Genomic DNA, 26396 nt, shown 5'->3' on the forward strand with positions numbered 1-26396 from the left:
TGAAATCGCGCCAAACCAAGGATGGAGCAGACACTGATTATGACCGAGCACGAGCACCCTCTCCAGTTAGGGGATATTCGTTTCGCGCAAATCTTCCTCAATAGCGGCATCGCTATGATGATACTCCAGCAAGATGGAAAGGTCGCATTCAGCACAGGCGCAGCAGCACGAATTTTTGGATTGGAGCCTGCGCAAATTGCAGGGAGGGATATTGAAGGCCTCTTGCCTGACACACCCATCTCCAGTTTGCTTGCCCTTGTGGAGTCGCCAGCGAAAGATGGTTCCATACGGAGCATCATGGGCAGGCATATATCGGGCCGTTCGATTACGCTCTCCCTTCACATTACCCTGTCAAGTGATGACGAAAATCAGAAAATTGTCTCAGTGGTCTTCAGAGATATTTCTGATGAATTGGAGGTTGAGAAGAAACTACTGGAAGACTTGCATTTGTCCGAAAATTTACTGCGAGGCGTCCGGATAGGTACATTCGAATTCTGCCTTAAGACCAGTGAAGTCATAGTTTCGCGAATGTGGCGCGAGTTGATGGAAATAGGTGAAGAAGACTCTGCTGAACTCCTGCAAGAGTGGCGTTCCCGTGTCCATCCCGACGACCTCGACGCTGCTCTCGCTTCGTTCTACAGTTGCCAAACAAGTGAGAGCGGCCTGGCAAACTACGATTTTCGGTATTTGAGTAAGGCTAGCAAGAAATGGCGTTGGATGCGCTTTACAATTTCGATCGCTGAACGAGACCATTTGGGAGAGGTTATAAAAGTTACAGGGGCGGCGACTGATGTGACCGATAGCAAGAATGTTGAAATCAACAATCAGCGCTTCCACGGACAGTTCCAGTCAGCATTTGAGAATGCCTCGATCGGTATGGCGCTCGTTGGTCTGGACGGTTCATTTTTAAGAGTCAATTCAGCACTTTGTGAATTTCTGGGGTACCCGCAATCGCAACTTCTCAAGAGTGATTTTCAGTCTCTAACGCATCCCGATGACCTAAATGCAGATCTCGAGTTTCTCAATGAATTGGTTGGCGGCAAGATCCCATCCTACTCAATGGAAAAACGATATATCCGGAAAGATGGTGCGATCGTTTGGGGGCTGTTAAGTGTCTCACTTTTCTACAAGCCGGACGGGCAGCCAGACCATGCCATATCACAAATCGTTGATGTTACCGAGCAGCACCGACTTGCGGAACTGAAGAGTGAATTCGTGGCCACAATTAGCCATGAATTGCGAACACCCTTGACATCAATCCTTGGGGCGCTCGGCCTGCTGGGTGCGAGTAAGTCTGACAATTTTTCGGATCTGGCGTTGCGCCTTATTGATATTGCACAGAAAAACGGTCGCCAACTCAATGAACTCATTAGCGACATTTTGGATTTCGAGAAATTTTCTTCTGGAGCGATTCAATTCGATTTAAGAAAGGTTCAAATTCTTCAGCTGGTCGAGCAAGCGGTCATGGTCAATGAGACCTATGCAGAGAAATTTGATGTGCAGTGCAGTATTGAGTGCAAGGATCGAACCCTTACTGGAGTCACCGAACCCAAACGGTTCAACCAAGTGATGACGAACCTGTTGTCAAATGCCGCGAAATTTGCCGATCCAGGGAGTATGATCGAAGTAAATATTGAGGAAGTCCACCGGCATATAAAGGTATCAATAAAAAATCAGGGTCCAAGTATTCCTGAGGAATTTCGCAACCAACTTTTTGAGCCATTCTTGCAAGCAGAAAACTCGGCGACGCGCAGTAGGGGAGGCACCGGCTTGGGACTAAGTATCGTGAAACGCATCGTTGAAGATTCTGGCGGTGCGATCGACTTTGACAGTTCTCCAGAACGGGGAACTACATTTTGGTTTACCGTACCAATGGACTTGCCAGAGCAAGCCCTTGACGTGACCTTTACAGGTACGAACCAGCGAGATCGGTATTTCGAGAAGGCTTTGTTGCACAAACCCGCTTGAGGACGGGCTTCCCCTTACCCCGGACGGATTAAACCCATGGCCTCGGTACGGGGTATGCCAAGAGCAGTGAAGCCGTTTAGGATCGCGGCGCGGATTTGGTTCTCTGTAACCTGACGATCGAGGTCGCGCGCCGAGAGGCGCTGCCAAGTAGTTTTACACAATGCATCCATTGACCGACAGGGTTATGCGTGACCTGCCCCCCGCGAAATCCCTCACCGTGATGTAGTGAAGTGGTCCTGCTTTTTCGGACAGGCTTGCGGCTTAGCTAAGATGCATTTTGGTTAGGTTTCATGCCGCTTGGGTCATCTGTATTTGTTCAAAGGGTAATCCCCCCTAAAATTAGTGGTGTTCAAAAGTAGAATTTTCTCGGCAAGATATCTGAGGAGATTTACGATGAAGACAGCACGATATAGCGACGCACAGATCATGGGCATCTTGAAGCAGGCAGAGGGTGGTGTGCCCGTGTCTGAGCTGTGTCGCGAGCACGGGATGAGCAGCGCCAGTTTTTACAAATGGCGGGCTAAATTTGGCGGCATGGATGCCTCCCTCATCACAGAGATGAAGGACATGGCGGAACAGAACCGGCGTCTCAAGAAGATGTATGCTGAGATGAGTATGCAGAATGATCTGCTGAAGGAAGCCTTAGGAAAAAAGCGTTAAGGCCGTCTCTGCGACGAGAGATGGCCATGAATGCGGTCGCACGGCATGGGGTCAGCATTGCGTTGGCCTGTCGTGCTTTTGAGATCAGCGAGACCTGTTATCGTTATAGGCCTGTGCTGAACGATGAGAACGAAGAGATTGCAGACTGGCTTGAACGCCTGACGGCAAACAAGCGTTCCTGGGGCTTTGGCTTGTGCTTTCTGTATCTGCGCAACGTTCAAGGCTATGGTTGGAACCACAAACGGGTGTATCGGATCTACTGCGAACTGGAGCTGAACCTGCGGATCAAACCCAAGAAGCGGCTGAAGCGTGATAAACCTGAGCCGCTGGCGGTCCCAGACCTGCCAAACGACACGTGGTCGATGGATTTTATGGCGGATCAGTTGGCAGACGGCCGATCGATCCGGACATTAAATGTGCTTGATGACTTCAATCGCGAAGGTCTGTGCATAGAAGTTGACTTCTCGTTGCCAGCCGAGCGCGTCGTTCGCAGCCTAAACCAGATCATCGAATGGCGCGGGAAGCCAAACACCATTCGCGTTGATAATGGCCCCGAATACATCAGTGGACGGTTGATGGAATGGGCCGAGAAACAGGGCGTCAGGCTGGAACACATCCAGCCCGGCAAGCCCCAGCAGAACGCCTACATCGAGCGTTACAACCGCACCGTTCGCGGCGAATGGTTGAGCCAATACATCTTTGAAACCATCGAGGAGGCACAGGATCAGGCGACGGAATGGCTCTGGACTTACAACTACGAGCGACCCAACATGGGCATTGGCGGCATTACACCCGCTATGAAACTGAAAGCAGCCGCCTGAATTCTACGGCTGGACCCCATTAAAAATGGGGGGATTACCGGGTCAGCGGCGGACAACAAGCACGATGATTGGGAGCGCGGGGCCTACGGGATCGACTTCGACTACCTCTGAGAGCCCCGTGGGATGGTCCTGTCGCGACCGATCGATCCCGGCACCCTCGGCACCCCCGGGGCGTCTCTTTCGGCGCTTCGGGGGCCTCTCCGGAGCGTTCGCGGGACCGGGGCACTAACCGGGGCATTTCGGAGGAAGCCCGCCGCGGGGCACTCATGCAAAGTTCGGACGGAAGTGGCTGGCTGGGGTGGTAGGATTCGAACCTACGGTACACGCTACCAAAAAGCGTTGCCTTACCACTTGGCTACACCCCAACGGTGAGGCGCTAATTAAGCAAGGATGCGGCGGCTTGCAAGACCTCAGATAGAAAATTTTTCATTCCGATACGGCTCCCTCGCGGTTCAGCAGATCATCTTCTTTCGTAGCCAGGCGTTCCTCCGCCACAATCTGTTCGAGTTCCTGTTCTTCGGTGGCCTCGACATTGAGCACCGATCCAGGGTCAGAGGCGACGTTTGGTGCCTGAACCGACGCAGGTTGGGCCGGTTTTTCTTGTGGCGCTTCGCCGATAGAACCGGTGAGCACGCGATAGGTGGGTTCGGGCATTTCGATGCCAGCATGCTCGAATGCAAGCAGAGTTTGACGGATTGCTTCGGAGCGTGCGGTGAGAATTGAGGTTTCCCTTTGGTTGATCCAGCCAACGATACTCAGTTCGATATCGCTGCCAGCGAGCTCAACGATCCAGGTGTTCACTGCCGGGCTGTCCAGAACGAAAGGCAATGCTGCGACGGTGTCATGTGCCAGTTGAAGTGCGAGAGCCAGATCAGTGCCATAAGCCACGGAAATGTCGAAGGTAAAGCGACGCTCGGCATTGCGCGAATAGTTCAGGATGCGGCTTTTGAATACTGTGGAATTGGGAATGCGCACATGGTTGCCGTCCCAATTGATCATGATCGTCGCACGCGAGGTCAGGCGGATCACCTTGCCTTCATCGCCGCCGATCTCGATCGAATCGTTGGGGCGGAAAGGTTGCCGGATAGAAAGCATGATAGAAGCGATGAAATTCTCGACTGTGTCGCGCACGGCAAAGCCGATGGCCAGACCGATGATCCCGGCAGCGCCAAGGATGGTTGAAAGAAGGGCGGTTGCGCCAAGAATGTCGAGCGCCACCACCAGGCCTGCCACGAGCGCGGCGAGGCGTATTAATTGACGATAGATATCAGCGATGAAGGCATTGGGCGCAATCTTGTCCCAAGGCTGACGTCTGCGGGCCACGAAAAACCCAAACAACACGACGAGAGAAAAAGCCAATACCGCGATTGCGAGCAGCGGTAGATAGGCGGTGAATTGCTTCAAACGAACCCAGAACCGTTCGAATGCGGGGTTCAGACGTCTAACGACGTCAGTCGTCTCAACCACCTTGTTTTCTATCGCGACGACACCGGCGACACGCCCGGCGATTTCGTTGAGCCGGGCGGCGGTAGGGCCGTCAATTGTCGTTCCGCGCAGAGTCACGATGCCGGAACTGACGGTGACAGTAACATCACTGTAACCGCCCAATTCGGCAAGGATGCTACGAATGCGCACTGCGATTGCGGCGTCCTTGGTGCGGCTGTCTTCGACGTCAATCGTGCCGCTGGGCTGTGTCGGTGATTGGGCGGTGAGGGGAGTAATGTTGAGGCAGACGGCAACAAAGAAGCTGAAAATAAAGCGGGTCATGTGAAATTCGTTATATGATTTGTTATATGCTCCCGAGGTTAGCCGCGAAGTGACGCGGCGAAAAGGGGGGAGACGCCGGTTTGACCGTACGCACTTCCAATCTCTGGCTGTTGTGGCTTTTTGGACTTGGCTGTGCGCAAGCTTATCCTAGTCGCGGATCTCGTCGGGGTTCACGCCCCAAAGCAGTGATTTGCGGGCCCAGCCGCGATAGCCGCCAGCGGTCAGGCGACACCAGTCAGCGTTGCATTCGCCAAGGCGCGCGACCACGCCCAATTCAAGCCGGGCAGCGATTGGCGTGCTTTCGTCCGGCCCCAGATGCAGTTCGAGCATATCACTTTCGGAGATCACCGTGCGTACACCGGAGAGGAGCGAATAATGCACCCATCCTCCCGCACCGTCACGGTCGCGTACTCGGCGCCAATGGCCATACTCGGCAGTCACCTCGAGGGGCATGCCCTTGCGCTGGAACACCCAGTCGATGCGATGAGTGAGCGAGGGACCGCGCCGCACGTTGACTTCGTCGGTCTTGATCGAGACATAGCGCGGGATCGGCAGGTTGGTCACGCTGCCACGATCTGCCGCAGCCACGCTCTGCGTCAGGGAAAGCACCAAAAATAGGAACGAAAGGAAGCTTTTCACCGCGTCCTGCCTCAACTGCCTGAATGAATTTGCACGAGGTTCTTGTGCCTCGCCCGACTATCCGTCACTTTGCCAGCAAGATAAGCCTGATGGAAGCTATGGAGGGACCGCATGCCCACGAAACGCCTGAGTGTTGTTGTTACGCGACGCTTGCCTGACGTTGTCGAGACTCGATTGAAAGAGTTATTCGACGTCAGGTTGCGCGATGACGACTCGCCGATGAGCAAATCAGAGCTGATGCATGCGGTGAAAACAGCGGATGTCTTGGTACCCACGATCACCGACCAGATCGATGCGGGCTTGCTGGCGCATGCGGGCACACAGCTGAGACTGATCGCGAATTATGGTTCGGGTGTGGACCACATCGACGTCGAGACGGCACGACAGCGGGGCGTTTTGGTGTCCAACACGCCCGGCGTGTCGGCCGATGATACTGCTGATATGGCGATGGCTTTGATGCTGGCGGTAACGCGGCGCATTCCCGAGGGGTTGGCGCGCATGAAGGCAGGAAATTGGGCCGGTTGGGCGCCCACAGCGCTTCTGGGCACGCGGGTGCATGGCAAGCGGCTGGGGATTCTGGGCATGGGGCAGATCGGGCAGGCGGTAGCGCGGCGCGCGCAGGCGTTCGGTATGCAGATCCATTATCATAATCGGCGAAAGCTGCGTGACGAGATTGAAGCCAAGTATGAAGCGACCTGGTGGGAGAGTCTGGATCAGATGGTGGCGCGGATGGACCTGATCAGCATTTGTTGCCCCCATACTCCTTCGACTTTCCATCTAATGAATGCGCGGCGCTTGAAATTGCTCAAGCCTGATGCCGTGATCGTCAATACTTCACGTGGCGAGGTGATTGATGAAAACGCTCTGGTGAGGCAGCTGGAAGCCGGTGAAATCGGCGGTGCGGGTCTTGATGTGTTTGAACATGGCGCTGAGATCAATGCCAAACTGCGCGAAATGCCCAATGTGGTTCTGAGCCCGCATATGGGCAGCGCTACCTATGAGGGGCGTGTCGAAATGGGTGAGAAGGTGATCATCAACATTAAGACGTTCCATGACGGTCATCGCCCGCCAGATCAGGTCTTGCCGTCTATGCTGTAAACGCAAAGCCCCTTGGGCGGTACCAGGTTGTGGCTGAAGGGGCGAAAGCCCCATCCTTGAGGTAGTGTAGAGTCAGAACTCGAACAAAGGGTGACGCAGGTCAGCGAATAGTAAAGCGGTTTGACTTTTATAGACAATCTCTACCGGTTTGGTGCGTAGGGAACGATCGTAACCGGGAATTTGAATGAACCGCAAGTCGGGCGGGGTGTCGAGCCCGACAAGGAGAGGCGACATGGCGTGGCTGCATAAGACAATCCTGGCGGTTGCCATCTGTTTGACGACGGGTGTGACAGTGGCGCAGGACGCCGCCGACAGCGTTGCGCCCGAAGCTCCGACGGCCTTGAGCATGGATGCAGCCACGGAGGCAATACGGGAGGCACAGGCGGCCAAAGCAGAAGGGCGCCCGGTTGTCGCGCAGGAGTGGATGATCGCCGCGGCCAACCCACATGCGGTGGCGGCGGGGGCCAGGGTTTTGGCGGACGGCGGCAGTGCGGCGGATGCAATGGTTGCCGTGCAGGCGGTGCTGGGACTGGTTGAGCCGCAAAGTTCGGGCCTTGGCGGCGGCGCCTTCCTGATCTGGTATGATGCGAAAAACGGCGCGATCACCACGCTGGATGGGCGTGAAACCGCACCACTCGCCTCGGGGCCGAAGCTTTTTCTTGATGATGTCGGCCAGCCGCTGAAGTTTTTTGATGCGGTGGTGGGGGGGAGATCTGTTGGCGTTCCGGGCACACCAGCCTTGCTGCAAACCGCGCACGCAAAGTGGGGTCGCAAGGAATGGGCTGGGCTCTACAGTGATGCGATCCGTCTGGCCGATGAGGGCTTTGAGGTCTCTGCCCGGCTGGCTGCGATGGTTGAGGCGGACGGCGAACGGCTGTCGGTCGATCAGGCGACGCGGGATTATTTCCTTCCCGGTGGTTTCCCTCTGGAAGAGGGGCAGATCCTCAAGAACCCTGAGTATGCAGAAACGCTGCGGGCGCTGGCCGGGCAGGGCACGGGGCAGTTTTACAGCGGTAAGATTGCCAAGGATATCGTTGCAAAGGTGCGTGGTGTCGAACAGAATCCCGGCCTGCTAAGCGAGATTGACATGAGCCTCTATCAGGTGCGTGAGCGGGCCGCCGTTTGCGTGCGATATCGCCTGCATGACGTTTGCGGTATGGGGCCGCCCTCGTCGGGCGGGATAAGTGTGGGACAATCCCTGGGGATGCTGGAGGGGTATGACCTGGCAGCGCTGGGCCCCGACAGCACAGAGGCGTGGCGGTTGATCGGTGATGCCAGCCGTCTGGCCTTTGCCGATCGTGGTCGCTACATCGCCGACAGTGACTATGTGCCGGTGCCGATCAAGGGGATGCTGGACGCTGGGTATTTGCAACAGCGCGGGGCGTTGCTTGAAACGGGCCAGGCGCTGGGCGAGGTTGCACCGGGCACGCCCGAATTCGATCACGCGCTGCATTTTGCCGATGACGATGCCATCGAATTTCCTTCGACCTCGCATATCTCGATTGTCGACCGCGAGGGCAACGCGTTGTCGATGACCACAACGATTGAAAACGCGTTTGGCTCGCGGCTGATGGTGCGGGGCTTTCTACTTAACAATGAGCTGACAGATTTTTCCTTTCGCTCGCATCAAAACGGCGTGCCTGTGGCCAACCGGGTTGCACCCGGCAAGCGGCCGCGCTCTTCGATGGCGCCAACAATTGTGCTGAAAGATGGCAAGCCTGTGCTGGTTCTGGGTTCTCCGGGGGGCAGCCGTATCATTGGCTACGTTGCCAAGACCATCATTGCGCATCTCGATTGGGGGATGAATGTGCAGGCTGCGGTGAGCCTGCCGCATCTGGTCAATCGCTTTGGCACCTACGAGATTGAGGAAGCAACGGCGGCAACGCGCTTGCAGGCCCCGCTGGCCGAGATGGGATTTGAGGTCAATCTGCGGGGGTTGAACTCGGGCCTGCATGCGATTGGTATCGGCAGCCGTGACGCTGCTGGGGGGGCTCTCACTGGCGGAGCCGATCCGCGCCGTGAAGGTGTTGCGCTCGGGCAATAGAGCGAACCGCAAACCGGCGGGATTCGGCAGAGATAGCTGCGCGTCGCACCATCGAAGGTGTCCTGAATGCTGGTAAAACGCATTTGGTTTAGGGCTCTTGTCGGGATCTGCGAAAAAATGCCGGAAAATTGCCCGATTGCGCTCACAAATCTGCCCAGCGCAGCAGAGAAACTGTCAACAACAAGAGACAGGTTTGCGGGGCGGTTCAAATGCTGGGAATGTTTAATCCGATAGGTGCAGCGCGCGGGAGTACCAGCATTCTGGTGTTATGGATCCTGTTTTTTGCATTCCAGTTGCTGCTGGTGATGGCGTTGAGCTTCGGCGGATTTGGTAAAGTCTTTGGCGGCGGCGACAGAGTTGATGCATTGGGGCGTCAAGCATTATCAAGTCATTTGCCCAAGAGCATGCCGGGGTGGCACAAGCGCGCCTATTTACCTTCTGATGGCGAAAAGATCACTGCGGACGCGCGCGGTAACGGGATCGAGGCGCGGCTGGCCATGGGTGAAGATCTTGAGCAATTCATGCTCTACGACAAGGTAGGTATCAATGGCGCCGTCGCCGTCTATGTGAATGGCAATGACCGGATTGCCATCGGGCTCATGCGTGGCGCGATGAAGATGCCGCCTTGGCTTGAAAAAAGTGCTTATACTTCGGCGGATTGGGCGGCGAAGATCGCAGGGCTTTACGACGGCAGCATTGTTGCGATTGTTCAGGGGCTCGCCTTTGAACGGCGCTTGGTCGAGGGACCGGACGGTGCGGGTATTGGCTATGATCGCTATATCGCACGGATCGGGCATGAACTGACCATTGATGTCATTTCGAATGCACCGCAGATCGACGTGGAAAACCTGTTGGCCCGGATCGACGGTGTCGCATTGAAGGCGCAGCTGCCCGAGGACAGCCCGGCGATCGATGGTGAACTTGGGCTGGTACTGCATCACCTTCCGGAAACCTGGCCCGAGAAGCTGGACCTCACTGGCAGGCACGATCTGAACGACTGGATTACGGACCCACAATAGCCCGCTGGCGTCCAAATTAGTGCCACAATCCTGCGAAGAATTGCGGGAACGATAGCCACAAGCCCGAGACAGAAATAATGCGGGCAACGGGCAGGAAGCAGTCAGCGCAGCCACCAATGTAGCAAGGTGAGCGAGTGTGAAACGGAGTAGTGCAATGAATTTCTATGCTGTCGGATTTGTCGGGGTGCTGGGTCTTGTCGGGGTTGGCGTTGACTATCAGCAGCAATCGGCCAAGTCGGGTCTTTCGCTCGGCCAGATGTCGGTTCAACAGTATGTAGATACCTACGAGGCGCGGTTTCTAGGGGCAAAAGCCGCCAAGCGTGCCGAAGAGCGTGAACAACAACGCCAGAGCGACTGGCGCTCTGGTGGCATCGCCTTTTTGCCCGAAGCGCCGGAAGGCTGGACCCGTCGTAAATACTCCGAAGACATAAACACGGCAATCATGCCCGACAGCGTCACCTACTATGAGGAGATGGCCAAGAACGGCACGGCCGTCTCGGTCGCGGAAAGCATCAAATCGGAGAAAGCACACAGAAAGGCGCTCGCTCAGGACGCGGTCTCGTGGGTATATGAACGCGGCGATGAGGCAGTGCTTGTTTCTCTGCGGACCAAGGAGGCGATTAAGGAAAACTCGATCAGCGGCATGATTGGAATGGCCATGGGCGCTATGAGCTCGGTCAGTCACCATTCGGTGCGTGGTTATCAGGTGGTCGGCGGAGTGGGCTTTGTGGAATTGCCACAACAAACTTCCGGCCCGATGGCGGTTTTGCAAGACAACGATGGAAACAGTAAACTTGGCGGGTTCGATCGTGCCCATTTCCGCCGTCTGGTCGGCACGGTCGGCTTCAATCAGGAGGTCATTGTCGCGGTTCACGCCAATGCGCCGCTTGAATCGACGCTCGAAATTCTCAATGCCGTTGATTGGGACGGAATTAACAGCATGCTCAAAACGCCAATGGCGATGGTCGGAAATGACGTTATTCTTCCCGAGACGACAGACCATCAGCAAATCGCCGTTCAAATGATGCGCCAGCGCAACCTGTTCAACGAGTTGAGAGAGAGGGCGGCCGATTTCAAGGTGGCAAGCAGCAATGCGGCAATGCTTTTGTTCAACCAATATGCCGATGGAAACTATGACATTTCGTCCGGAACGATACCCGATCTGGGTCAGTTGATAGATATGGGCTTTCGCAAGGAAATCCGTGATCTGATCGCGGGTAAGCCTTCGGAGGGCGAGTATCAGCGCATTAAGGCGATGATGGTGGAGCGCCCTGAAGCAGAGCGCGTCACGCCCAAGGGTGAGATGAACGACGGCCTGCGCGAGGAGCTAATGGGCGGCATTGCACCCGCGCAACGACGCGGGGAGGTTGAAAGCCCGGACGATGCGGAAACCGATTTTGCCATGACGGATGGTGAGGTGGATTACTCCAGCAGCAAGGCGTTTACGACAGTGAAAATGCCGAATGAACTCTCGACCGAACAGGTGGTTTATTTCAAGCATACTCAGAAGGTGGCCAGGCAAAAGGGTGATGGACCAGCACAACAGGCTGCGCGCCTGATGGAACTGGATCGCGGGCTGCCGCCGGGGGCTTGTTTGGTGCGCCATGACAACGGCAAAGTCGCGTGCAACAAGAACGCTGACGCTGTACGTAAAGAGCGGCAACGCCTCTTGGCTGACGCCGCCGAAGTCGATAGCGATCAGACCGTGAAGGTCACCCGTATGTCCACTGGCAAGACCCGGAACAAAAGCAGCGGTTGTGGTGCCGGCAAGTTCTGCAAGGCTGATCAATAGATCTGAGCCTCAAACGTAGAGTTGAATGCGGTGCGCGGTGCCGATCTTGGCACTGCGCGTCGGATTCGCACCTCCAAGTGTCGGCTGGGCTGTGCGGAAATTTTCGCGTGCGCTAAAACCGGAGGGGAATGCACTTGCCCGGAAGGTTGTGGCCCATGAAAACCCAAGTCAAAGCTCTGGTCGTTGGCGGCGGTGCCGTTGGCACGTCTATTGCCTATCATCTGGCCCGCGCCGGCTGGAATGATGTGATGTTGCTGGAGCGTGATGAACTGACATCTGGCTCGACTTGGCACGCGGCGGGTCTGTTGCCGCTTTTCAATATGTCCTTTGCGACCACGCATATCCACAAATACTCGGTCGAATTTTACAAGTCACTCGAGGCGGAAACCGGCCTGAACGCCGGGTTTGCCGTGGTCGGCAACCTGCGTATGGCCCAGACCCAGGAACGCATGGACGAATTCATGCTCTATGCCTCGACCGCAGAAACCTGCGGTGTGCCTTATGTCTGGTTGACGCCCGACGAAATCAAGCAGAAATGGCCGCTCATTCGCACCGATGATCTGAAAGGTGCGCTGTATCACAACACTGATGGCTATATTAACCCCGCCGATGTGACGATGGCGATGGCCAAAGGTGCACGCCAGCGTGGCGTGATGATCGAGCGCAAATGGCAGGCTGATGCGTTCCACTGGAACGGTGCGGCTTGGGAAGTGACCGCTACTAAGATGGTAGAGAAAGGTGGCAACCTGGTGCCCAGCGACGAGCAGGTGGTGATCACCGCCGAGCATGTCGTCACAGCCAGCGGAAACCACGCACAGCGCACGGCAAAGATGCTGGGTATCAAGATGCCCGCGATCCCGGTCGAGCATCAATTCATCGTGATGGATCAAGACCCGGCGCTGGTCGAGTATCGCAAGAATGGCGGCGCAGAGCATCCGGTGGTGCGCGATGCCGATGCGCAATCTTACGTGCGCGAAGAGCGGGGCGGATGGATCCTGGGCGTCTATGAGAAGGGTGCGCCGGCGCGGTTTGAATATGGCGTGCCCGACAGTTTCCGCGCCGACCTGTTTCAGCTCGATCTGGAGCGGATCGAGGAACAATATCTGGCAATGATTCACCGCATTCCGACGTGCGAGGAAAGCGGGCTCAAGGATGATTTCAACGGTCCGATCTGCTATACCCCTGATGGAAACCCGCTGGTCGGGCCTGCGCCGGGGCTGCACAACATGTGGCTGGCGGAAGGGTTTTCGTTTGGTATCACAGCGGCAGGCGGCACCGGCTATTACCTTGCGCAGCTGATGGTCGATGGCGAGGCCGAGATCGACATGGCGAGCCTCGATCCGAAACGCTATTCGCAGAACTGGATGACCACCGAATTTGCCGCGCGCAAGAACGAGGAATGCTACGATCACGTCTATATCATGCATTACCCGGACGAAGAGCGCCCGGCATGCCGCCCGTTGCGCACAGCACCGGCCTATGACCGGCAAAAGGCGCTGGGCGCGCAGTTTGGCTTCGTCAACGGCTGGGAGCGACCCAACTATTATGGTCCCTTGGATGCCCCCGACAGTTTCGATCATGACGCGCGCAGTTTCCGGCGTGGTGGATGGTGGCAATATGCCAAGGCCGAAGCTGAGGCGATCCGTAACGGCGTCGGGCTGATTGACGCGACGGCCTTTACCAAACATGTGGTGAAAGGGCCGGGCGCGACCCAGTTCCTCGATTGGTTCACCTGCAACAAGCTGCCGAAAGTAGGCCGGATCAACCTGACCTATGCGCTGACCGGGGCCGGTACCACACGCACCGAATACACCATCGTACGCAATGGCGAGAATGACTACTATCTGGTCAGCGCCGGGGCCTGGAGTGAATATGACGCCGATTTCCTGCGCAAGGCAGCGGCGGACAAGGCCGATGAATTCGGCTATATCGAGATTCAGGACGTGACGACGCAATGGGGGGTCTTTGCCATTGCAGGGCCAAAATCGCGCGATGTATTGCGCGAGGTTATCAAAGATGCCGACCCTGCGAGTGTGCTCTCGAACAAGAGGTTTCCCTGGCTCACCGCGCGCAAGATCGAGCTTGGCATGTGCCCGATCAATGCGATCCGTGTGGCCTATACCGGTGAGTTGGGCTGGGAGCTGCATCATCCGATCGAGATGCAGAATTACCTTTGGGATCTGCTGCTAGGGGCGGGCGAAAAGCACGGCATGAAGCTGGTCGGCGCACGTGCACAGAACTGGCTCAGGCAGGAGAAGAGCTATCGCGCCTTTGGCACCGAACTGGGCCGGGATGCAACGCCGTTGGAGGCCGATCTGCCGCGGTTTATCGATCTTTCCAAGGATTTTCATGGCAAGGCGGAGATGCAGGAAAAGGGCATCCGCAGCAAATGTGTCACCCTGCTGATCGATGGGCCGGACGACACCGATCCTTGGGGTCGCGAGGCACTTTATGATGGCGACCGCAAGGTCGGGCGGCTCACTTCGGGTGGCTATTCGGTGGTGTTTGGAAAATCCATCGGTATGGGCTATGTCGCGCCGGAATTGGCGACAATAGGGCAGAAGGTGAAGGTGAAGATGCTTGACCAACTATGGGATGCCGAGATCGTGGAAGACAGCCCATATGATCCGTCCAATGCCAATATCCGGGTGGATGGGTAAGTAGGCCGGCCGGGCTTCGGCCCGGCTCGCGTGGTCACACCCGCCGTGCAGCCAGCCAGGCGGCCCAATCGGTGGCGGAGCCGTTGAACAGGTTGAGATCGGTATCACCTTCAAAGCCGGGCACGATTCCGGTGCCGGAATATTGCCAGAAGCGCCAACGCTGGCCGGGATAGGCTTCGGCTGGGCTTTTGGCGGTGCTGCGAAGCCAGAATTCAACGCTGCGCAAACGGCCAAGATCGTTGTCCTTGAAGAATTCCGGCGTGGTGTAAACCACCGGGCGCTGGCCGTAATGCGCCTCGAGCGCGGCAAGGAAGATGCGCGCTTCGCGCCGGACCAGATCGTCGGGAGGACGTTTGGTGCAGGTCGGGGAAAACGGATTCCATTCCATGTCGAGCACCGGCGGGAGCATGCCTGACCTTTTGCGCACGTTTTTTATGAACCAACGGGCCTGCGTCTCTGCTGAGGTGCAGAAATAAAAGAAATGATAAGCCCCTGTGGGGATCCCGGCGTGGCTGGCACCGCGCCAATGTTCGTGAAACATCGGGTCAAGAAGATCGCCACCTTCGGTGGCCTTTATCCAAGCGAAATTCACCCCACTGGCCCGCGCTGCCTTCCAATTGGAGGAAGCTTGAAATCGCGCCGCATCGATTCCGTGAACGGGATAGCGCGCAGGGTGACGCCCTTTGAAATCAATCGGATGACTATCGCCGAAATTCGGGCGGATCACCGAAGGGGCAGACAGGGCGCCGGGTCGCCCTGCGGTTGCTTGCGTGTTGATCGTTGTGGTCTGCCCGCCGCCGCAGCCTGTAAGCGCGAAGGCAGACAGCGAAAGCCCGAAGACACGGCGGCTGGGGTGAGGCATGTGTCTCTCCGGAGTTGTACGGTTCTACGAGCAGTCTGCCCGGTGACAGCACAGGCTTTCAACCCCCGAGAGCGGAATTAGCGGTCACTAGCCTTGGCTTCAACCTGCGAGTTCGTCGTAACACTCAAGCGCCTTGCCAGCATACATCAGCGCTGGGCCGCCGCCCATCTGAATGCACATCGCCAGGACGTCGGAGACCTCTTCGCGGGTTGCACCGGCGCGCACCAAGGCGTCGACATGAAAGGCGATGCAAGCTTCGCAGCGTGTGGCCACGGCGATACCGAGAGCAACGTATTCCTTATGTTTGAATTCCAGAACACCGCTTTCCTTGACGCTTTTTGATAGCGTGGCGAACCCTTTGGAGGCTTCAGGAATCGCTTTGTTGAGGGTGCGCAACTGGTTACGTGTGGATTCAATCTTATCGGTCCAAGTCATTTCGGGCGTCCTTGTGATCAGGTTTACTCAGGTTGCCCCTGATTGATCACGATGAAATGCCTCCGGCCTTGATCGGGATCAAGCCAAGCGTAAGCTTTGCGTCTATTCCGACCGGCGTGCGACAAAGGCGAGGTTGTTGGCAGGCATTTCAACCACCTCAACCAGTTCAAGAAAACCTGCGTGTAGCCAGTCGATGACATCCCAATCGCTCTTATAGCCTATGTCCGGGTCTTGTGCCTGCAAGCTGGTGTGAAAGCCGGCGTCGCCTTCTGATGTCGCCTCTCCGTCGCGCAAGAAGGGGCCGTAAAGGATGAAACGGCCGCCCGGCGCGAGGGCTTGCGCCGCCTCGTGGAGCAGCACCCTGGCTTCAGATTCCGAGATCAGGTGCAAAAGGTTGACCACTAGGATCAGATCCCGGTCGGGATGAGCCGTTGCCCATCCCGGTGTAGTGGCATCAAGTTCGGCTGCTGGCGCGATGTTCGCCAACCCGGCCTCTTGCGCCCAGGCATCGACCGACGCGCGGCGAGCATCATCAATATCAGTGGGTTGCCAATCGACCCCAGGTAGAGCGTGCGCCAATGCAACGACATGCTGTCCTGTGCCCGACGCAATTTCGAGTGCTTTGCCATGTTCAGGCGCGTGCGCCTTGACCAATTCGCGGATGGCTTGCGTGTTGCGTGCGGCTGAGGGCGCATGCAATCGCCCGCCGTCAGTAGAATGGGCGATCGACGCGGTGTCTGGCAGGTTCAGGCGGCGGGGCATGGCGCGGATCCTCAAGGCATTCCTGCCGGAAAATTCGCACGGGCTGTCGTTGGCTTCAAGCGAAACGCGCATGCCCTGTCGTAAGTAAGGAGAGGCGCACCCGCCTCTCCAGTCGTGTCTTATTCGCTGACGTGAAAGGCCGGCTGATCGGTGATCATGTATTTGCACGCCCCGCAAGCTGCGGAGCCGCGTTCCTCAAACCATCGACACGTCGCGCGGATCACGCATGGCTGCAGCGGCGGATCGGGCAAACCGCCTTGGGCGTCTATTGCAGACAGCACTCTAAGCACTACGCCGCAGCCTTCGCCGGTCCACTGTGCGCAGCCGGTCTTTTGGCAGGGCGCAGCAAGAGGCATACGCGCTTCGGGCGGCGTGGCTTGGGCCTGTGCAGTTTCGACAAAACCCTTATCCACATGCATCTCAGTAAGCAGATAGCTCAACTCGCCCGTCTCGCCCATTGCGCCCAGAATGGTGGCTCCCCGCGCACAAGGTGCCGAAGGGCAGGTCAGGTCGTGCAGGCCGGATTTCACCGTAGCTTTCCCATTACCTCACCTATCTGTTTTTCTATCTGGAGAACGTCTTCGAACCGCTCACGCAGGATAAGACCGAGCCACTCGCGCGGGAACCGGATGGCGAAAAGTTGTTCGAGGATTTTGCCCGCGCCTGTCACCTCCACCTTGCCCAGAGCCACACTCTGAAGCTCCGCGGCCAGATCCTGCTCGGCGTCGCGGCTGAGCTTTACATCACCGAGGTCGATTACAAAACGTGCCATTGGATAAATTCTTCTTTTGTTGAAACAAAATTGCGGAAAAATGGTATCCGCGTAGCAATGTTGTCAAATTCGCCTTGTGATTGAAGTGGGCGAAGGTCTGGAATACCTGACCCTGGCGGGAAATGGCCGACGTTTGGTTGAAAGCGAACTGAAGCGCCAATAAAAAAGGCCCGGTGAAGCTCCGGGCCTTTCAAGGGGCTACGCCGATGGCGCAACCTTGAGATGTAAGCGCTTATTGCGGAATGTTGCCTTCGATGCCTTCAACATAGAAGTTCATGCCTGCCAGCGTGCCATCATCGGCAACTTCACCGTCAGCCAGCCAATCCGAACCGTCCTGCTTCTTGAGTGGGCCGGTGAACGGGTGATAGGCCCCCGATGCGATTGCGTCTTTCATCGCCAGTGCCTCGGCTTTTACATCTGCAGGAACGGCATCAGAAATCTCGCCGATGCCGACCATGCCGGGGCCGATTCCGTCCCAAGTGCTCATGCTTGCCCAGGTGCCATCCATCACCGCCTGGGTGCGGGCGATGTAATAGGGTGCCCAATCGTCAATAATCGAGGAGACCCGTGGCATAGGAGCGTATTCGGCCATGTCCGATGCTTGGCCGAAGGCGATGACGTTGCCGGCAGCCTGAGCGGCGGCGTGCGGTGCGGTCGAATCGGTGTGCTGTAGGATCACGTCAGCGCCCTGTTCGATCAGAACCTTGGCTGCGTCGGCCTCTTTCGCCGGATCGAACCAAGTGAAGGCCCAGACGATCTTGAACTGAACGTCGGGGTTCACTTTCTTGGCGTGGATATAGGCGCTGTTGATGCCCCGGATAACTTCGGGGATCGGGAACGAGCCGATATAACCGACGATGTTGGATTTGGTCATGCGGCCAGCAATGGTGCCCTGTACAGCGCGGCCTTCATAGAAACGTGCCGAATAAACTGACACGTTGTCGGCTGTCTTGTAACCGGTGGCATGTTCGAATTTCACGTTGGGGAATTTCTTGGCGACGTTAATCGTCGGGTCCATGTAGCCGAACGAGGTGGTGAAGATCAGATTGGCGCCTTGCAGAGCCATCTGGGTGATCGCGCGTTCGGCATCGGCGCCTTCCGGCACGCTTTCCTGATAGACTGTTTCGACCTTGTCGCCGAAATGCGCTTCCACAGCCTGACGGGCTTTGTCGTGTTCATAGGTCCAGCCGCCGTCACCGACGGGGCCGACATAGATGAAGCCGACCTTGGTCTTGTCCTGAGCCACCGCAGCGGTGGCCAGACCGAGCGCGACGGCGGCGCTGGCAAGCAGATTTGTAAGTTTCATGAGTGATAACTCCCTGTTTAGTTCAAGTGGCAGTCACCCCGAGGTTCAGCCCGAAGCGTGAAAAATGCGACCGAGCGATGCCGGAGCACGCGAGCGGTCAGCGGACATGATGACCAGTACGAGGATGGTAATCAGGTATGGCGACATGGAAAGGTATTCCGCCGGAATGGCAAGCCCTGCGGCTTGTAAATTCAACTGAAGCACGGTGACTCCGCCAAAAAGCCAGGCACCAAACAACACCCGCCATGGCTTCCACGAGGCGAAGACCACCAGTGCAAGAGCAATCCAACCTGCGCCCGCAGTCATGCCTTCGGTCCATTGCGGCACCCGGATCAGCGAAATGTAAGCGCCGCCAAGCCCGGCGCAGGCTCCGCCGAACATGATCGCCAGCACCCGGATCCGCACCACCTTGTAACCTAGCGCATGGGCTGCATCATGGTTTTCGCCCACGGCGCGCAGCACCAGGCCGATGCGGCTGAATTTCAGTACTGCCCATGTCGCCGCGACCAACGCCAGTGCGAAGTAGACCAGCAGATCATGACTGAACAGCACAGTGCCCAGAAACGGAATGTCGCTCAGGATCGGGATGTCGAGGGCCTGGGTGCGCGGCGGTTTGACCCCGACATAGCCTTGCCCCATCAATGAGCTCAAACCAAGCCCGAACAATGTCAGCGCCAACCCCGAGGCCACCTGATTAGCCAAAGCGAGCTGCGTCAGCAGTGCAAACAACACCGACAACAGCGCGCCGCCCACCGCAGCAGCCAAGAATCCTACCGTTGGAGAGCCACTTTCCACTGTCACTGCGAAGCCGAAGATCGCGCCGGTGATCATCATCCCTTCGACTCCGAGGTTCAGCACACCTGCGCGTTCAACCACCAACTCGCCGATCGCCGCCAACAGAATCGGTGTCGCCGCCACCATCAGCGAGGCCAAGAGCAGGGCCGGATCGATTGCTGAAAAATTCATTGCGCTACCTCGCGTTTCACCAGTCGGATGCGATAGTTTGTCAGAAGGTCCACCGCCAAGAGGAAGAACAGCAGCATACCCTGAAACAGCTGGATCGCAGCCGCCGGGAGGCCCAGGTTGCCCTGCGCGATTTCGCCGCCGATATAGGTCAGCGCCATCAACAGCCCGGCCAGCAGTATGCCGACCGGATGCAATCGGCCCAGAAACGCCACGATGATCGCGGTAAAGCCATAGCCGGTATTGAAATCGATGCTGATCTGGCCAGAGGGACCCGACACCTCGAACATGCCCGCCAACCCCGCCAGAAGCCCCGACATACCGAGACAGAAGACGATCAGCCGGTTGGGCTTCACCCCTGCGAAACGGGCCGCGCGCGGGGCTTCGCCGGTAAGCCGGATGGAAAACCCGAGCATGTGGCGGTTGAGCAGGATATAGGCGAAAATCACCGCCAGAAACGCGGTCAACACGCCCCAGTGCATACCGCTTCCGGTGATCAATTCGTCATTGAAAGCCGCCGGATAATCCTTGAGATTGCGCGAGCCTGGAAAGCCATGGCCTTCGGGGTTCTTCAACAGTCCAAGTGACATCGAAGCGAGCAGCTGTTCGGCGACATAGACCAGCATGAGCGAGACAAGAATCTCGTTGGTGCCAAATTTTACCTTCAAGAGCGCCGGGATCATTGCCCAGACCCAACCGCCGAACGCGCCCGCGACAATCATCAGCGGGAAGATATACCAGGCGTCGGTCGGAAAAAATGCCAGCCCCGCTCCGGCGCCGAAAATCGCGCCCATGATGTATTGCCCTTCGGCGCCGATGTTCCAGATGCCGGCGCGAAAGCCGAGCGAGAGGCCTATGGCGATCAGGATCAGTGGCGCGGCTTTGACCAGCAATTGCGGTCGGTAGTAGAAGGCGAATTCACCAAACAGCGGATCATAGAAGATTGTGCGAATCGCCTCGATCGGGTTCTTGCCCAGCGCAGCAAACAGCAGGCCGCCTGCAATCATCGTTGCAAACACTGCAAACAGCGGTGTGAGATAGGCAAAAGCCTTGCTTGGTTGCGGCCGTTTCTCAAGCTTCAACATGGCATGCACCCCCATGTTTCATCTTTCCAAAAAACTCAAATTCCAGAGGTTTAAACATGCGCGACCTCCATGCCGTGAGCGCCGCCCATCATCAGGCCGATTTCTTCGACGTTGAGTTCCGAAGTCACGCGTTTTTCAGTGAGCCGACCTTCGTTAAGTGCGGCGAAATGATCGGAAACTTCCATCAGCTCGTCGAGATCCTGGGACACCACGATGACCCCGGCACCGCCGGCGGCAAGATCGAGCAGGGCCTGGCGAATGGCGGCGGCGGCAGAGGCATCAACCCCCCAGGTCGGCTGGTTGACGACCAACACATAGGGCTTTTGCAACACTTCGCGCCCGATCACGAATTTTTGCAGATTGCCGCCCGAGAGCGAGCGCGCGGCGTTTTCCGGCCCCGGCGTGCGCACATCGAACGTCTTGATGATCTCTTCAGCGAATACTCGGGCTTGGCGCCATCGCAGGAAGCCGTTGCTGGACAGGTCACGGCGCACCGCGCCAGTTAGCATCGCGTTTTCCGTCAGGCTCATGTCCGGCGCTGCGGCATGACCGAGACGTTCTTCCGGAGCGCAGAGCAACCCGGCTTCGCGCCGCCGGTTGGGTCCGATCGCCCCGATCGGGCGATTTCCCAGCTTGATCGCATCGGGTTCGACAGTGATCTCGCCCGAGAGCGCGAGCAGCAATTCATCCTGGCCGTTGCCCGCCACTCCGCCGATGCCGAGGATCTCACCCCGGCGCAATTCGAAATGGATGTTCTTGAGTGCCGTTCCGAACTGTCCCGGCGAGGGCATGGAGAGCCCAGACACGTCGAGCGCCACATCTCCCAGCTTGGCACCAGCGGATTTTGGAGTTTGCAACTCGCTACCCACCATCAACTCGGCCATTTCCCGCGCCGTGGTGTCGCGCGGCACGCAGCTACCGACATTCTTGCCAAGCCGCAGGATTGTCGCGGCATCGCAAAGCGTTCTGATTTCTTCGAGCTTGTGCGATATGTACAGTATCGAGGTGCCTTCCGTGCGTAATTTGTAGAGTGTCTGGAACAGAATCTGCACTTCCTGCGGGGTCAGGACGCTTGTCGGTTCGTCCATTATCAATAGCTTGGGGTCTTGCAGAAGGCAGCGAATAATTTCGACGCGCTGGCGTTCGCCCGCCGAGAGATCACCCACCGTGCGGAACGGATCAAGCGGCAAGCCGTATTCTTCACTCACCTTGCGGATACGGGTAGCCAGATCGCGCAGGGCCGGCGGGTTTTCCATGCCTAGTGCGATGTTTTCGGCAACGTTGAGCGCGTTGAAGAGTGAAAAATGCTGAAACACCATTGCGACGCCAGCAGCGCGCGCGGCGCGCGGCTCGGCGGGGGTGAAGGCTTTGCCATTCATCCGCATCGCGCCGCTGTCGGGCTTCACAAGCCCGTAGATCATTTTCACCAGCGTGGATTTTCCAGCACCATTTTCGCCGAGCAGAGCGTGAATTTCGCCCTTTCCGATCTCGAAAGACACTGAATCATTGGCGACCACACCGGGATAGGCCTTGGTCAACCTTTCTATTTCAAGCAATGGTCCCGTCACACAGATGTCCTTTCCGGTGCCATGCGGCACCGCGGATGTTTGTTTTTCTTGTTGCGGGCAATAAGCCCCCCCGTTGAAGCTATAAGAACGGGGTTGCCCCCGATCTGGCAAGAGTGGATTCCTGTAGAGCGAAAGAAAGTCCTTCATAAAAAGCGAGATAATCTCTAAATATGCCAGCTTGTTGAAAAAATGCGCAATTAATCAGCTCTTTGTGGACATTGAGAATTAGAGAAGAAGCGCAGGCGCCTTCACGGCGAGTGGATCATGGCGCGTGGATCATAATGGAACGTTGGGTGATTTCACGCCGGTAAGCGCCCCGCGGCGGGTGAAAGCGGGCAAGAAGTTCTGCGATTGTGAGGCGGGCCACTGCGGCGCGGCGGGCGGCATCGGACATGGCTTGATAAAGGCGATCGCGCCTAATTTGGTTAGTCATATGGCCAAGCATTTGGATGGATACGCCTTCTGTCAAAATGGATTTTGATAAGTCAGCTAATTCTGTGCCCGGGCCGAACAGGTTGGTGCTTTCCCGCGGCTGGGCGAAAAGCTAGAGTGCGAGGATGAGCAACCCGGCCCGATTCATCCATCTTCGCACGCACACCGAATATTCCCTTCTCGAGGGGGCCATGCGGCTGAAAAAGTTGCCGGATCTGTGCAAGAAGCTGAACATGCCGGCGGTTGCCGTGACCGATACCAACAACATGTTCGCGGCGCTGGAATTTTCCATCGCAGCACAGGCGGCAGGCGTGCAGCCAATTGTTGGGTGTCAGGTTGATCTGGCCTATCTGGAGACGCCGCCCGGGGAAAACCCGGCGCCGCCCGCGCCGGTGGTGCTGCTTGCGCAGAATGAGCAGGGTTATGAAAACCTGATGAAGCTCAATTCCAGCCTCTATTTGCGCGGCGACGGACAGTTGCCGCATGTTACGCTGGACGATTTGGGCCGGTATCATCAGGGTGTCATTTGTCTTACGGGCGGCCCGACGGGGCCGATCGGGCGGTTGTTGCAGAACGCGCAACGCCCGGCGGCACAGGCACTGATGGAACGGCTGGCGGCCATTTACGGCGATCGGCTCTATGTCGAGTTGCAGCGCCACCCGCGCGATGATGCCAGCTTGCCCGAGGCTGAGCGTCTCTCGGAGCGCGGGAATGTGGAAATGGCCTATGCCATGGGCCTTCCGCTGGTAGCGACCAACGACGTCTATTTCCCCGGTGAGGAGATGTATGAGGCACATGATGCGCTGATCTGTATCTCTGAAGGGGCCTATGTCGATCAGCAGGAGAACCGCCGTCGCCTGACTCCGCAGCACTATTTCAAAAGCCCGCAAGAGATGGCGGTCTTGTTTGCCGACCTGCCGGAGGCCATTGAAAACACGGTTGAGATCGCCCGACGCTGTGCCTTTGCGACCTACAAACGCGCGCCAATCCTGCCGAAATTCGCCGATGACGAAGTGGTCGAGCTGCGCCGTCAGGCCAACGAAGGTTTGCAGGCCCGGCTTGCTGTGATCCCGCATGCGGTCAGTCCAGAGGAGTATCAGGCGAGGCTGGATTTCGAGCTCGACATCATCGAGGGTATGGGGTTCCCGGGCTATTTTCTGATCGTGGCCGATTTCATCAAATGGGCCAAGGACCATGACATTCCGGTCGGGCCGGGGCGGGGCTCGGGCGCTGGCAGCCTGGTGGCCTATGCGCTCACCATCACCGACCTTGATCCGCTGCGCTATTCTTTGCTGTTCGAGCGGTTCCTGAACCCCGAGCGGGTCTCGATGCCGGATTTCGACATCGACTTCTGCATGGACCGGCGCGAAGACGTGATCCGCTATGTTCAGGATAAATACGGCCGCGACAAGGTGGGTCAGATCATAACCTTCGGTGCGCTGCTTTCCAAGGCGGCGGTGCGCGATGTCGGGCGGGTGTTGCAGATGCCCTACGGGCAGGTTGACCGGTTGTCGAAGATGATTCCGGTCGAAGGGGTCAAGCCCGTGTCGATTGAGCAGGCGCTGGCGCAAGAGGATCGCCTGCGCGAGGAGGCGCGCAACGAAGAGGTTGTCGACCGGCTTTTGAAGTATGGCATGCAGGTCGAGGGCTTGCTGAGAAACGCTTCGACACATGCCGCCGGTGTGGTGATCGGCGACCGGCCTTTGGACGAACTGGTGCCGCTCTATCGCGATCCGCGCTCGGACATGCCCGCAACCCAATTCAACATGAAATGGGTTGAGCAGGCGGGGTTGGTGAAGTTCGATTTTCTCGGGCTGAAAACGCTGACTGTGATTCAGAATGCGGTTGATTTGATATTGGCCGAGGGGCGGCCTTTGCATGTAAGCGCCGATGGGACCGAGCTCTATGTGCCCGCCGAGGGCGTCGAGAACCAGATCAACGCCATCCCGCTTGATGATGAACGCACTTACAAGCTGTATGCTGCTGCCAAGACAGTCGCGGTGTTCCAGGTAGAAAGCTCGGGCATGATGGATGCCCTGAAGCGGATGAAACCGACCTGCATCGAGGATATCGTGGCGCTCGTGGCGCTCTATCGCCCCGGCCCGATGGAGAATATCCCGACCTATTGCGAGGTCAAGAACGGCATCAAGGAGCGCGAGTCGGTTCATCCATCGATCGACCATATTCTTGAGGAAACTCAGGGCATTATCGTCTATCAGGAACAGGTGATGCAGATCGCACAAGAGATGGCGGGCTATAGTCTCGGCGGTGCCGACCTGCTGCGCCGGGCGATGGGCAAGAAGATCGCCGAAGAAATGGCCAAGGAACGCCCGAAGTTCGAGAAGGGTGCGCTGGAAAACGGCGTCGACAAGAAAAAAGCCAGCGAAGTGTTCGACCTGCTCGAGAAATTCGCCAATTACGGCTTCAACAAGTCGCACGCCGCCGCTTATGCCGTGGTCAGCTATCAGACAGCCTGGCTCAAGGCCAATCATCCGGTCGAATTCATGGCCGGTGTGATGAACTGTGATATCCACCTGACTGACAAGCTTGCCACCTATTTCGAGGAAGTGCGCAAGGGGTTGGAACTCGATTGGTTGCCGCCATGTGTGAATCGCTCCGAGGCGACGTTCACGGTGAAGGACCAGGTGCTGCATTATGCGTTGGGGGCATTGAAGAACGTCGGTGTCGAGGCGATGAAGCTGGTCACTGAGGGGCGCAAGGTCGATGGCGTTGACAAACCCTTTGCGACGCTGTTCGATCTCTCCCGCCGGGTTGACTTGAAGCGGGTGGGCAAGCGGCCGCTGGAGATGTTGGCGCGCGCCGGGGCATTTGATCAACTCGACAGTAACCGCCGCCGGGTGTTTGATGCGCTGGAGAGTCTGATGAACTATTCGGCGGCGGTGCATGAACAGCGCGCCTCCAATCAGGTGTCACTGTTCGGCGAAGCCGGCGAGGATTTGCCCGAGCCGCGTCTGGCACCAGTGGCCGACTGGCTGCCAGCCGAGCGGCTGGGCGAGGAGTTCAAGGCGGTGGGCTTCTATCTGTCCGGTCATCCGCTTGATGACTATATGCTACCTCTGAAACGCAAGGAGGTGATTACGCTCGATCAGGTGATCGCCAAGGCCGAACAAGGGCCGCTGATTGCCAAGATGGCAGGGGTCGTAGCCGGGCGGCAAGAGCGTAAATCGGCGCGCGGCAACCGCTTTGCCTTCGTACAACTCTCCGACACGACCGGCGCATTTGAAGTCACGGTGTTCTCGGAAACGCTCGAGAAAGCCCGCGAGTTTCTCGAAACCGGATCGAAAGTTGTCGTCACGGTCGAGGCGACGATGGAATCCGATCAACTCAAGCTACTGGGCCGCTCCGTTGCGCCGATCGACACGGTCGTCGCCGATGTCGGCGGTGTGGGTTTGAAGATATTTCTCGAAGATGCGGAGGCGGTGCAATCGGTTGCCGATGTGCTTGCGGACGCGGCCGAGAAGGTCAAGACTGGCGGGCGCGGCCCGATATTATTCTGCCTGATGGACCATGATCTGCCCGGAGAGGTCGAGATTGATGCCGGTGCAGAGTTTCCTGTTTCGCCGCAGATCAAGGGCGCAATCAAGAGCCTGCCCGGTGTGGTCGAGGTGCAGGAGGTCTGATCGCTGTGTGACACAACACGGCACGATCCATTTGCGACAGTTCAGGTCTTCGCCCTGATGGATCGTCCTCCTCAGCCTTGAAGCGCCGGGCCCCTGTTCAGA

At 57.4% G+C, this 26396-nt stretch carries 19 protein-coding genes, 1 tRNA gene and 1 pseudogene; 8 read left to right on the forward strand and 13 right to left on the reverse strand.

The annotated features are described in order from the left end of the window. Window positions 1–39: 39 nt before the first annotated feature. Window positions 40–1968, forward strand: a complete 1929-nt coding sequence (locus LZG00_18310) for a PAS domain S-box protein (GenBank protein ID MCF3595943.1) — start codon at window positions 40–42, stop codon at window positions 1966–1968. A gap of 14 nt (window positions 1969–1982) precedes the next feature. Here the strand turns inward: LZG00_18310 and LZG00_18315 are convergent. Beyond that, window positions 1983–2134 (reverse strand): annotated as a pseudogene (locus LZG00_18315) (IS5/IS1182 family transposase). A 227-nt stretch (window positions 2135–2361) separates the two neighbouring features. Between LZG00_18315 and LZG00_18320 the strand changes: the two are divergent. Beyond that, a protein-coding gene (locus LZG00_18320) for an IS3 family transposase (GenBank protein MCF3595944.1) occupies window positions 2362–3449 on the forward strand; the annotation gives its coding sequence in 2 pieces (ribosomal slippage) (window positions 2362–2623 and window positions 2623–3449; 1089 coding nt in all). Window positions 3450–3739: 290 nt separating this feature from the next. Here the strand turns inward: LZG00_18320 and LZG00_18325 are convergent. The 3 genes from LZG00_18325 to LZG00_18335 form a co-directional block, all read right to left on the reverse strand. Continuing rightward, window positions 3740–3814 (reverse strand) — tRNA-Gln (locus LZG00_18325). A 61-nt stretch (window positions 3815–3875) separates the two neighbouring features. Next, on the reverse strand, window positions 3876–5216 hold the full coding sequence (locus LZG00_18330) for a mechanosensitive ion channel (GenBank protein MCF3595945.1): 1341 nt from the start codon (window positions 5214–5216) through the stop codon (window positions 3876–3878). 147 nt (window positions 5217–5363) lie between these two features. Next, complete coding sequence (locus tag LZG00_18335; GenBank protein ID MCF3595946.1) at window positions 5364–5828, reverse strand: aspartyl-trna synthetase; 465 nt, start codon at window positions 5826–5828, stop codon at window positions 5364–5366. A gap of 138 nt (window positions 5829–5966) precedes the next feature. Between LZG00_18335 and LZG00_18340 the strand changes: the two genes are divergently transcribed. From LZG00_18340 to LZG00_18360, 5 genes are all read left to right on the forward strand, one after another. Further along, window positions 5967–6953: a D-glycerate dehydrogenase gene (locus LZG00_18340; protein ID MCF3595947.1), complete on the forward strand. Its 987-nt coding sequence runs from the start codon at window positions 5967–5969 to the stop codon at window positions 6951–6953. Window positions 6954–7185: 232 nt separating this feature from the next. Continuing rightward, on the forward strand, window positions 7186–8997 hold the full coding sequence (gene ggt / locus LZG00_18345; GenBank protein MCF3595948.1) for a gamma-glutamyltransferase: 1812 nt from the start codon (window positions 7186–7188) through the stop codon (window positions 8995–8997). Between the two features lie 209 nt (window positions 8998–9206). Next, window positions 9207–10016: a hypothetical protein gene (locus LZG00_18350; GenBank protein ID MCF3595949.1), complete on the forward strand. Its 810-nt coding sequence runs from the start codon at window positions 9207–9209 to the stop codon at window positions 10014–10016. A gap of 154 nt (window positions 10017–10170) precedes the next feature. Next, entirely contained in the window at window positions 10171–11808 is a 1638-nt protein-coding gene (locus LZG00_18355; GenBank protein ID MCF3595950.1) for a hypothetical protein, read from the forward strand. A gap of 155 nt (window positions 11809–11963) precedes the next feature. Continuing rightward, window positions 11964–14468, forward strand: coding sequence for an FAD-dependent oxidoreductase (locus LZG00_18360; GenBank protein ID MCF3595951.1), 2505 nt, complete (start codon window positions 11964–11966; stop codon window positions 14466–14468). Window positions 14469–14502: 34 nt separating this feature from the next. On the opposite strand, the gene LZG00_18365 is transcribed toward LZG00_18360, so the two are convergent. The 9 genes from LZG00_18365 to LZG00_18405 all read right to left on the reverse strand — a co-directional run bounded on the left by LZG00_18365 (window position 14503) and on the right by LZG00_18405 (window position 22221). Further along, complete coding sequence (locus tag LZG00_18365) at window positions 14503–15330, reverse strand: glycoside hydrolase family 25 protein (GenBank protein ID MCF3595952.1); 828 nt, start codon at window positions 15328–15330, stop codon at window positions 14503–14505. 99 nt (window positions 15331–15429) lie between these two features. After that, window positions 15430–15765, reverse strand: coding sequence for a carboxymuconolactone decarboxylase family protein (locus LZG00_18370; protein ID MCF3595953.1), 336 nt, complete (start codon window positions 15763–15765; stop codon window positions 15430–15432). Between the two features lie 102 nt (window positions 15766–15867). Continuing rightward, complete coding sequence (locus LZG00_18375; GenBank protein ID MCF3595954.1) at window positions 15868–16527, reverse strand: class I SAM-dependent methyltransferase; 660 nt, start codon at window positions 16525–16527, stop codon at window positions 15868–15870. Window positions 16528–16646: 119 nt separating this feature from the next. Continuing rightward, window positions 16647–17057 carry a hypothetical protein gene (locus tag LZG00_18380; protein MCF3595955.1) on the reverse strand — a complete coding sequence of 137 codons (411 nt, stop codon included), beginning with the start codon at window positions 17055–17057 and terminating at the stop codon, window positions 16647–16649. Then, window positions 17054–17299, reverse strand: a complete 246-nt coding sequence (locus tag LZG00_18385) for a hypothetical protein (protein ID MCF3595956.1) — start codon at window positions 17297–17299, stop codon at window positions 17054–17056. The genes LZG00_18380 and LZG00_18385 overlap by 4 nt, the downstream gene beginning before the upstream one ends. 232 nt (window positions 17300–17531) lie before the next feature. Beyond that, window positions 17532–18605: a BMP family ABC transporter substrate-binding protein gene (locus LZG00_18390; protein MCF3595957.1), complete on the reverse strand. Its 1074-nt coding sequence runs from the start codon at window positions 18603–18605 to the stop codon at window positions 17532–17534. Between the two features lie 45 nt (window positions 18606–18650). After that, on the reverse strand, window positions 18651–19571 hold the full coding sequence (locus LZG00_18395) for an ABC transporter permease (GenBank protein ID MCF3595958.1): 921 nt from the start codon (window positions 19569–19571) through the stop codon (window positions 18651–18653). Beyond that, window positions 19568–20653, reverse strand: coding sequence for an ABC transporter permease (locus tag LZG00_18400; protein MCF3595959.1), 1086 nt, complete (start codon window positions 20651–20653; stop codon window positions 19568–19570). Before LZG00_18400 ends, LZG00_18395 begins: the two co-directional genes overlap by 4 nt. Window positions 20654–20703: 50 nt before the next feature. Then, window positions 20704–22221, reverse strand: a complete 1518-nt coding sequence (locus LZG00_18405; protein ID MCF3595960.1) for an ABC transporter ATP-binding protein — start codon at window positions 22219–22221, stop codon at window positions 20704–20706. A 557-nt stretch (window positions 22222–22778) separates the two neighbouring features. Here LZG00_18405 and dnaE point away from each other — a divergent pair. Further along, a complete protein-coding gene (dnaE, locus tag LZG00_18410; GenBank protein MCF3595961.1) occupies window positions 22779–26294 on the forward strand; it encodes a DNA polymerase III subunit alpha in 3516 nt (1171 codons plus the stop codon). The last annotated feature ends 102 nt before the right edge of the window (window positions 26295–26396 follow it).

The organism is Rhodobacteraceae bacterium LMO-JJ12 (assembly GCA_021555075.1).
In the GTDB taxonomy this organism is placed as follows: domain Bacteria; phylum Pseudomonadota; class Alphaproteobacteria; order Rhodobacterales; family Rhodobacteraceae; genus JAKGBX01.

What these genes read in the sequence shown, in the direction of transcription:
- LZG00_18310 (MCF3595943.1), top strand. Translation starts at nt 40, where the DNA reads ATGACCGAGCACGAGCACCCTCTCCAGTTAGGGGATATTCGTTTCGCG.
- LZG00_18385 (MCF3595956.1), bottom strand. Translation starts at nt 17,299, where the DNA reads ATGGCACGTTTTGTAATCGACCTCGGTGATGTAAAGCTCAGCCGCGAC.
- LZG00_18340 (MCF3595947.1), top strand. Translation starts at nt 5,967, where the DNA reads ATGCCCACGAAACGCCTGAGTGTTGTTGTTACGCGACGCTTGCCTGAC.
- LZG00_18355 (MCF3595950.1), top strand. Translation starts at nt 10,171, where the DNA reads ATGAATTTCTATGCTGTCGGATTTGTCGGGGTGCTGGGTCTTGTCGGG.
- LZG00_18350 (MCF3595949.1), top strand. Translation starts at nt 9,207, where the DNA reads ATGCTGGGAATGTTTAATCCGATAGGTGCAGCGCGCGGGAGTACCAGC.
- LZG00_18360 (MCF3595951.1), top strand. Translation starts at nt 11,964, where the DNA reads ATGAAAACCCAAGTCAAAGCTCTGGTCGTTGGCGGCGGTGCCGTTGGC.
- LZG00_18365 (MCF3595952.1), bottom strand. Translation starts at nt 15,330, where the DNA reads ATGCCTCACCCCAGCCGCCGTGTCTTCGGGCTTTCGCTGTCTGCCTTC.
- LZG00_18390 (MCF3595957.1), bottom strand. Translation starts at nt 18,605, where the DNA reads ATGAAACTTACAAATCTGCTTGCCAGCGCCGCCGTCGCGCTCGGTCTG.
- LZG00_18330 (MCF3595945.1), bottom strand. Translation starts at nt 5,216, where the DNA reads ATGACCCGCTTTATTTTCAGCTTCTTTGTTGCCGTCTGCCTCAACATT.
- LZG00_18370 (MCF3595953.1), bottom strand. Translation starts at nt 15,765, where the DNA reads ATGACTTGGACCGATAAGATTGAATCCACACGTAACCAGTTGCGCACC.
- LZG00_18375 (MCF3595954.1), bottom strand. Translation starts at nt 16,527, where the DNA reads ATGCCCCGCCGCCTGAACCTGCCAGACACCGCGTCGATCGCCCATTCT.
- ggt (MCF3595948.1), top strand. Translation starts at nt 7,186, where the DNA reads ATGGCGTGGCTGCATAAGACAATCCTGGCGGTTGCCATCTGTTTGACG.
- LZG00_18400 (MCF3595959.1), bottom strand. Translation starts at nt 20,653, where the DNA reads ATGTTGAAGCTTGAGAAACGGCCGCAACCAAGCAAGGCTTTTGCCTAT.
- dnaE (MCF3595961.1), top strand. Translation starts at nt 22,779, where the DNA reads ATGAGCAACCCGGCCCGATTCATCCATCTTCGCACGCACACCGAATAT.
- LZG00_18395 (MCF3595958.1), bottom strand. Translation starts at nt 19,571, where the DNA reads ATGAATTTTTCAGCAATCGATCCGGCCCTGCTCTTGGCCTCGCTGATG.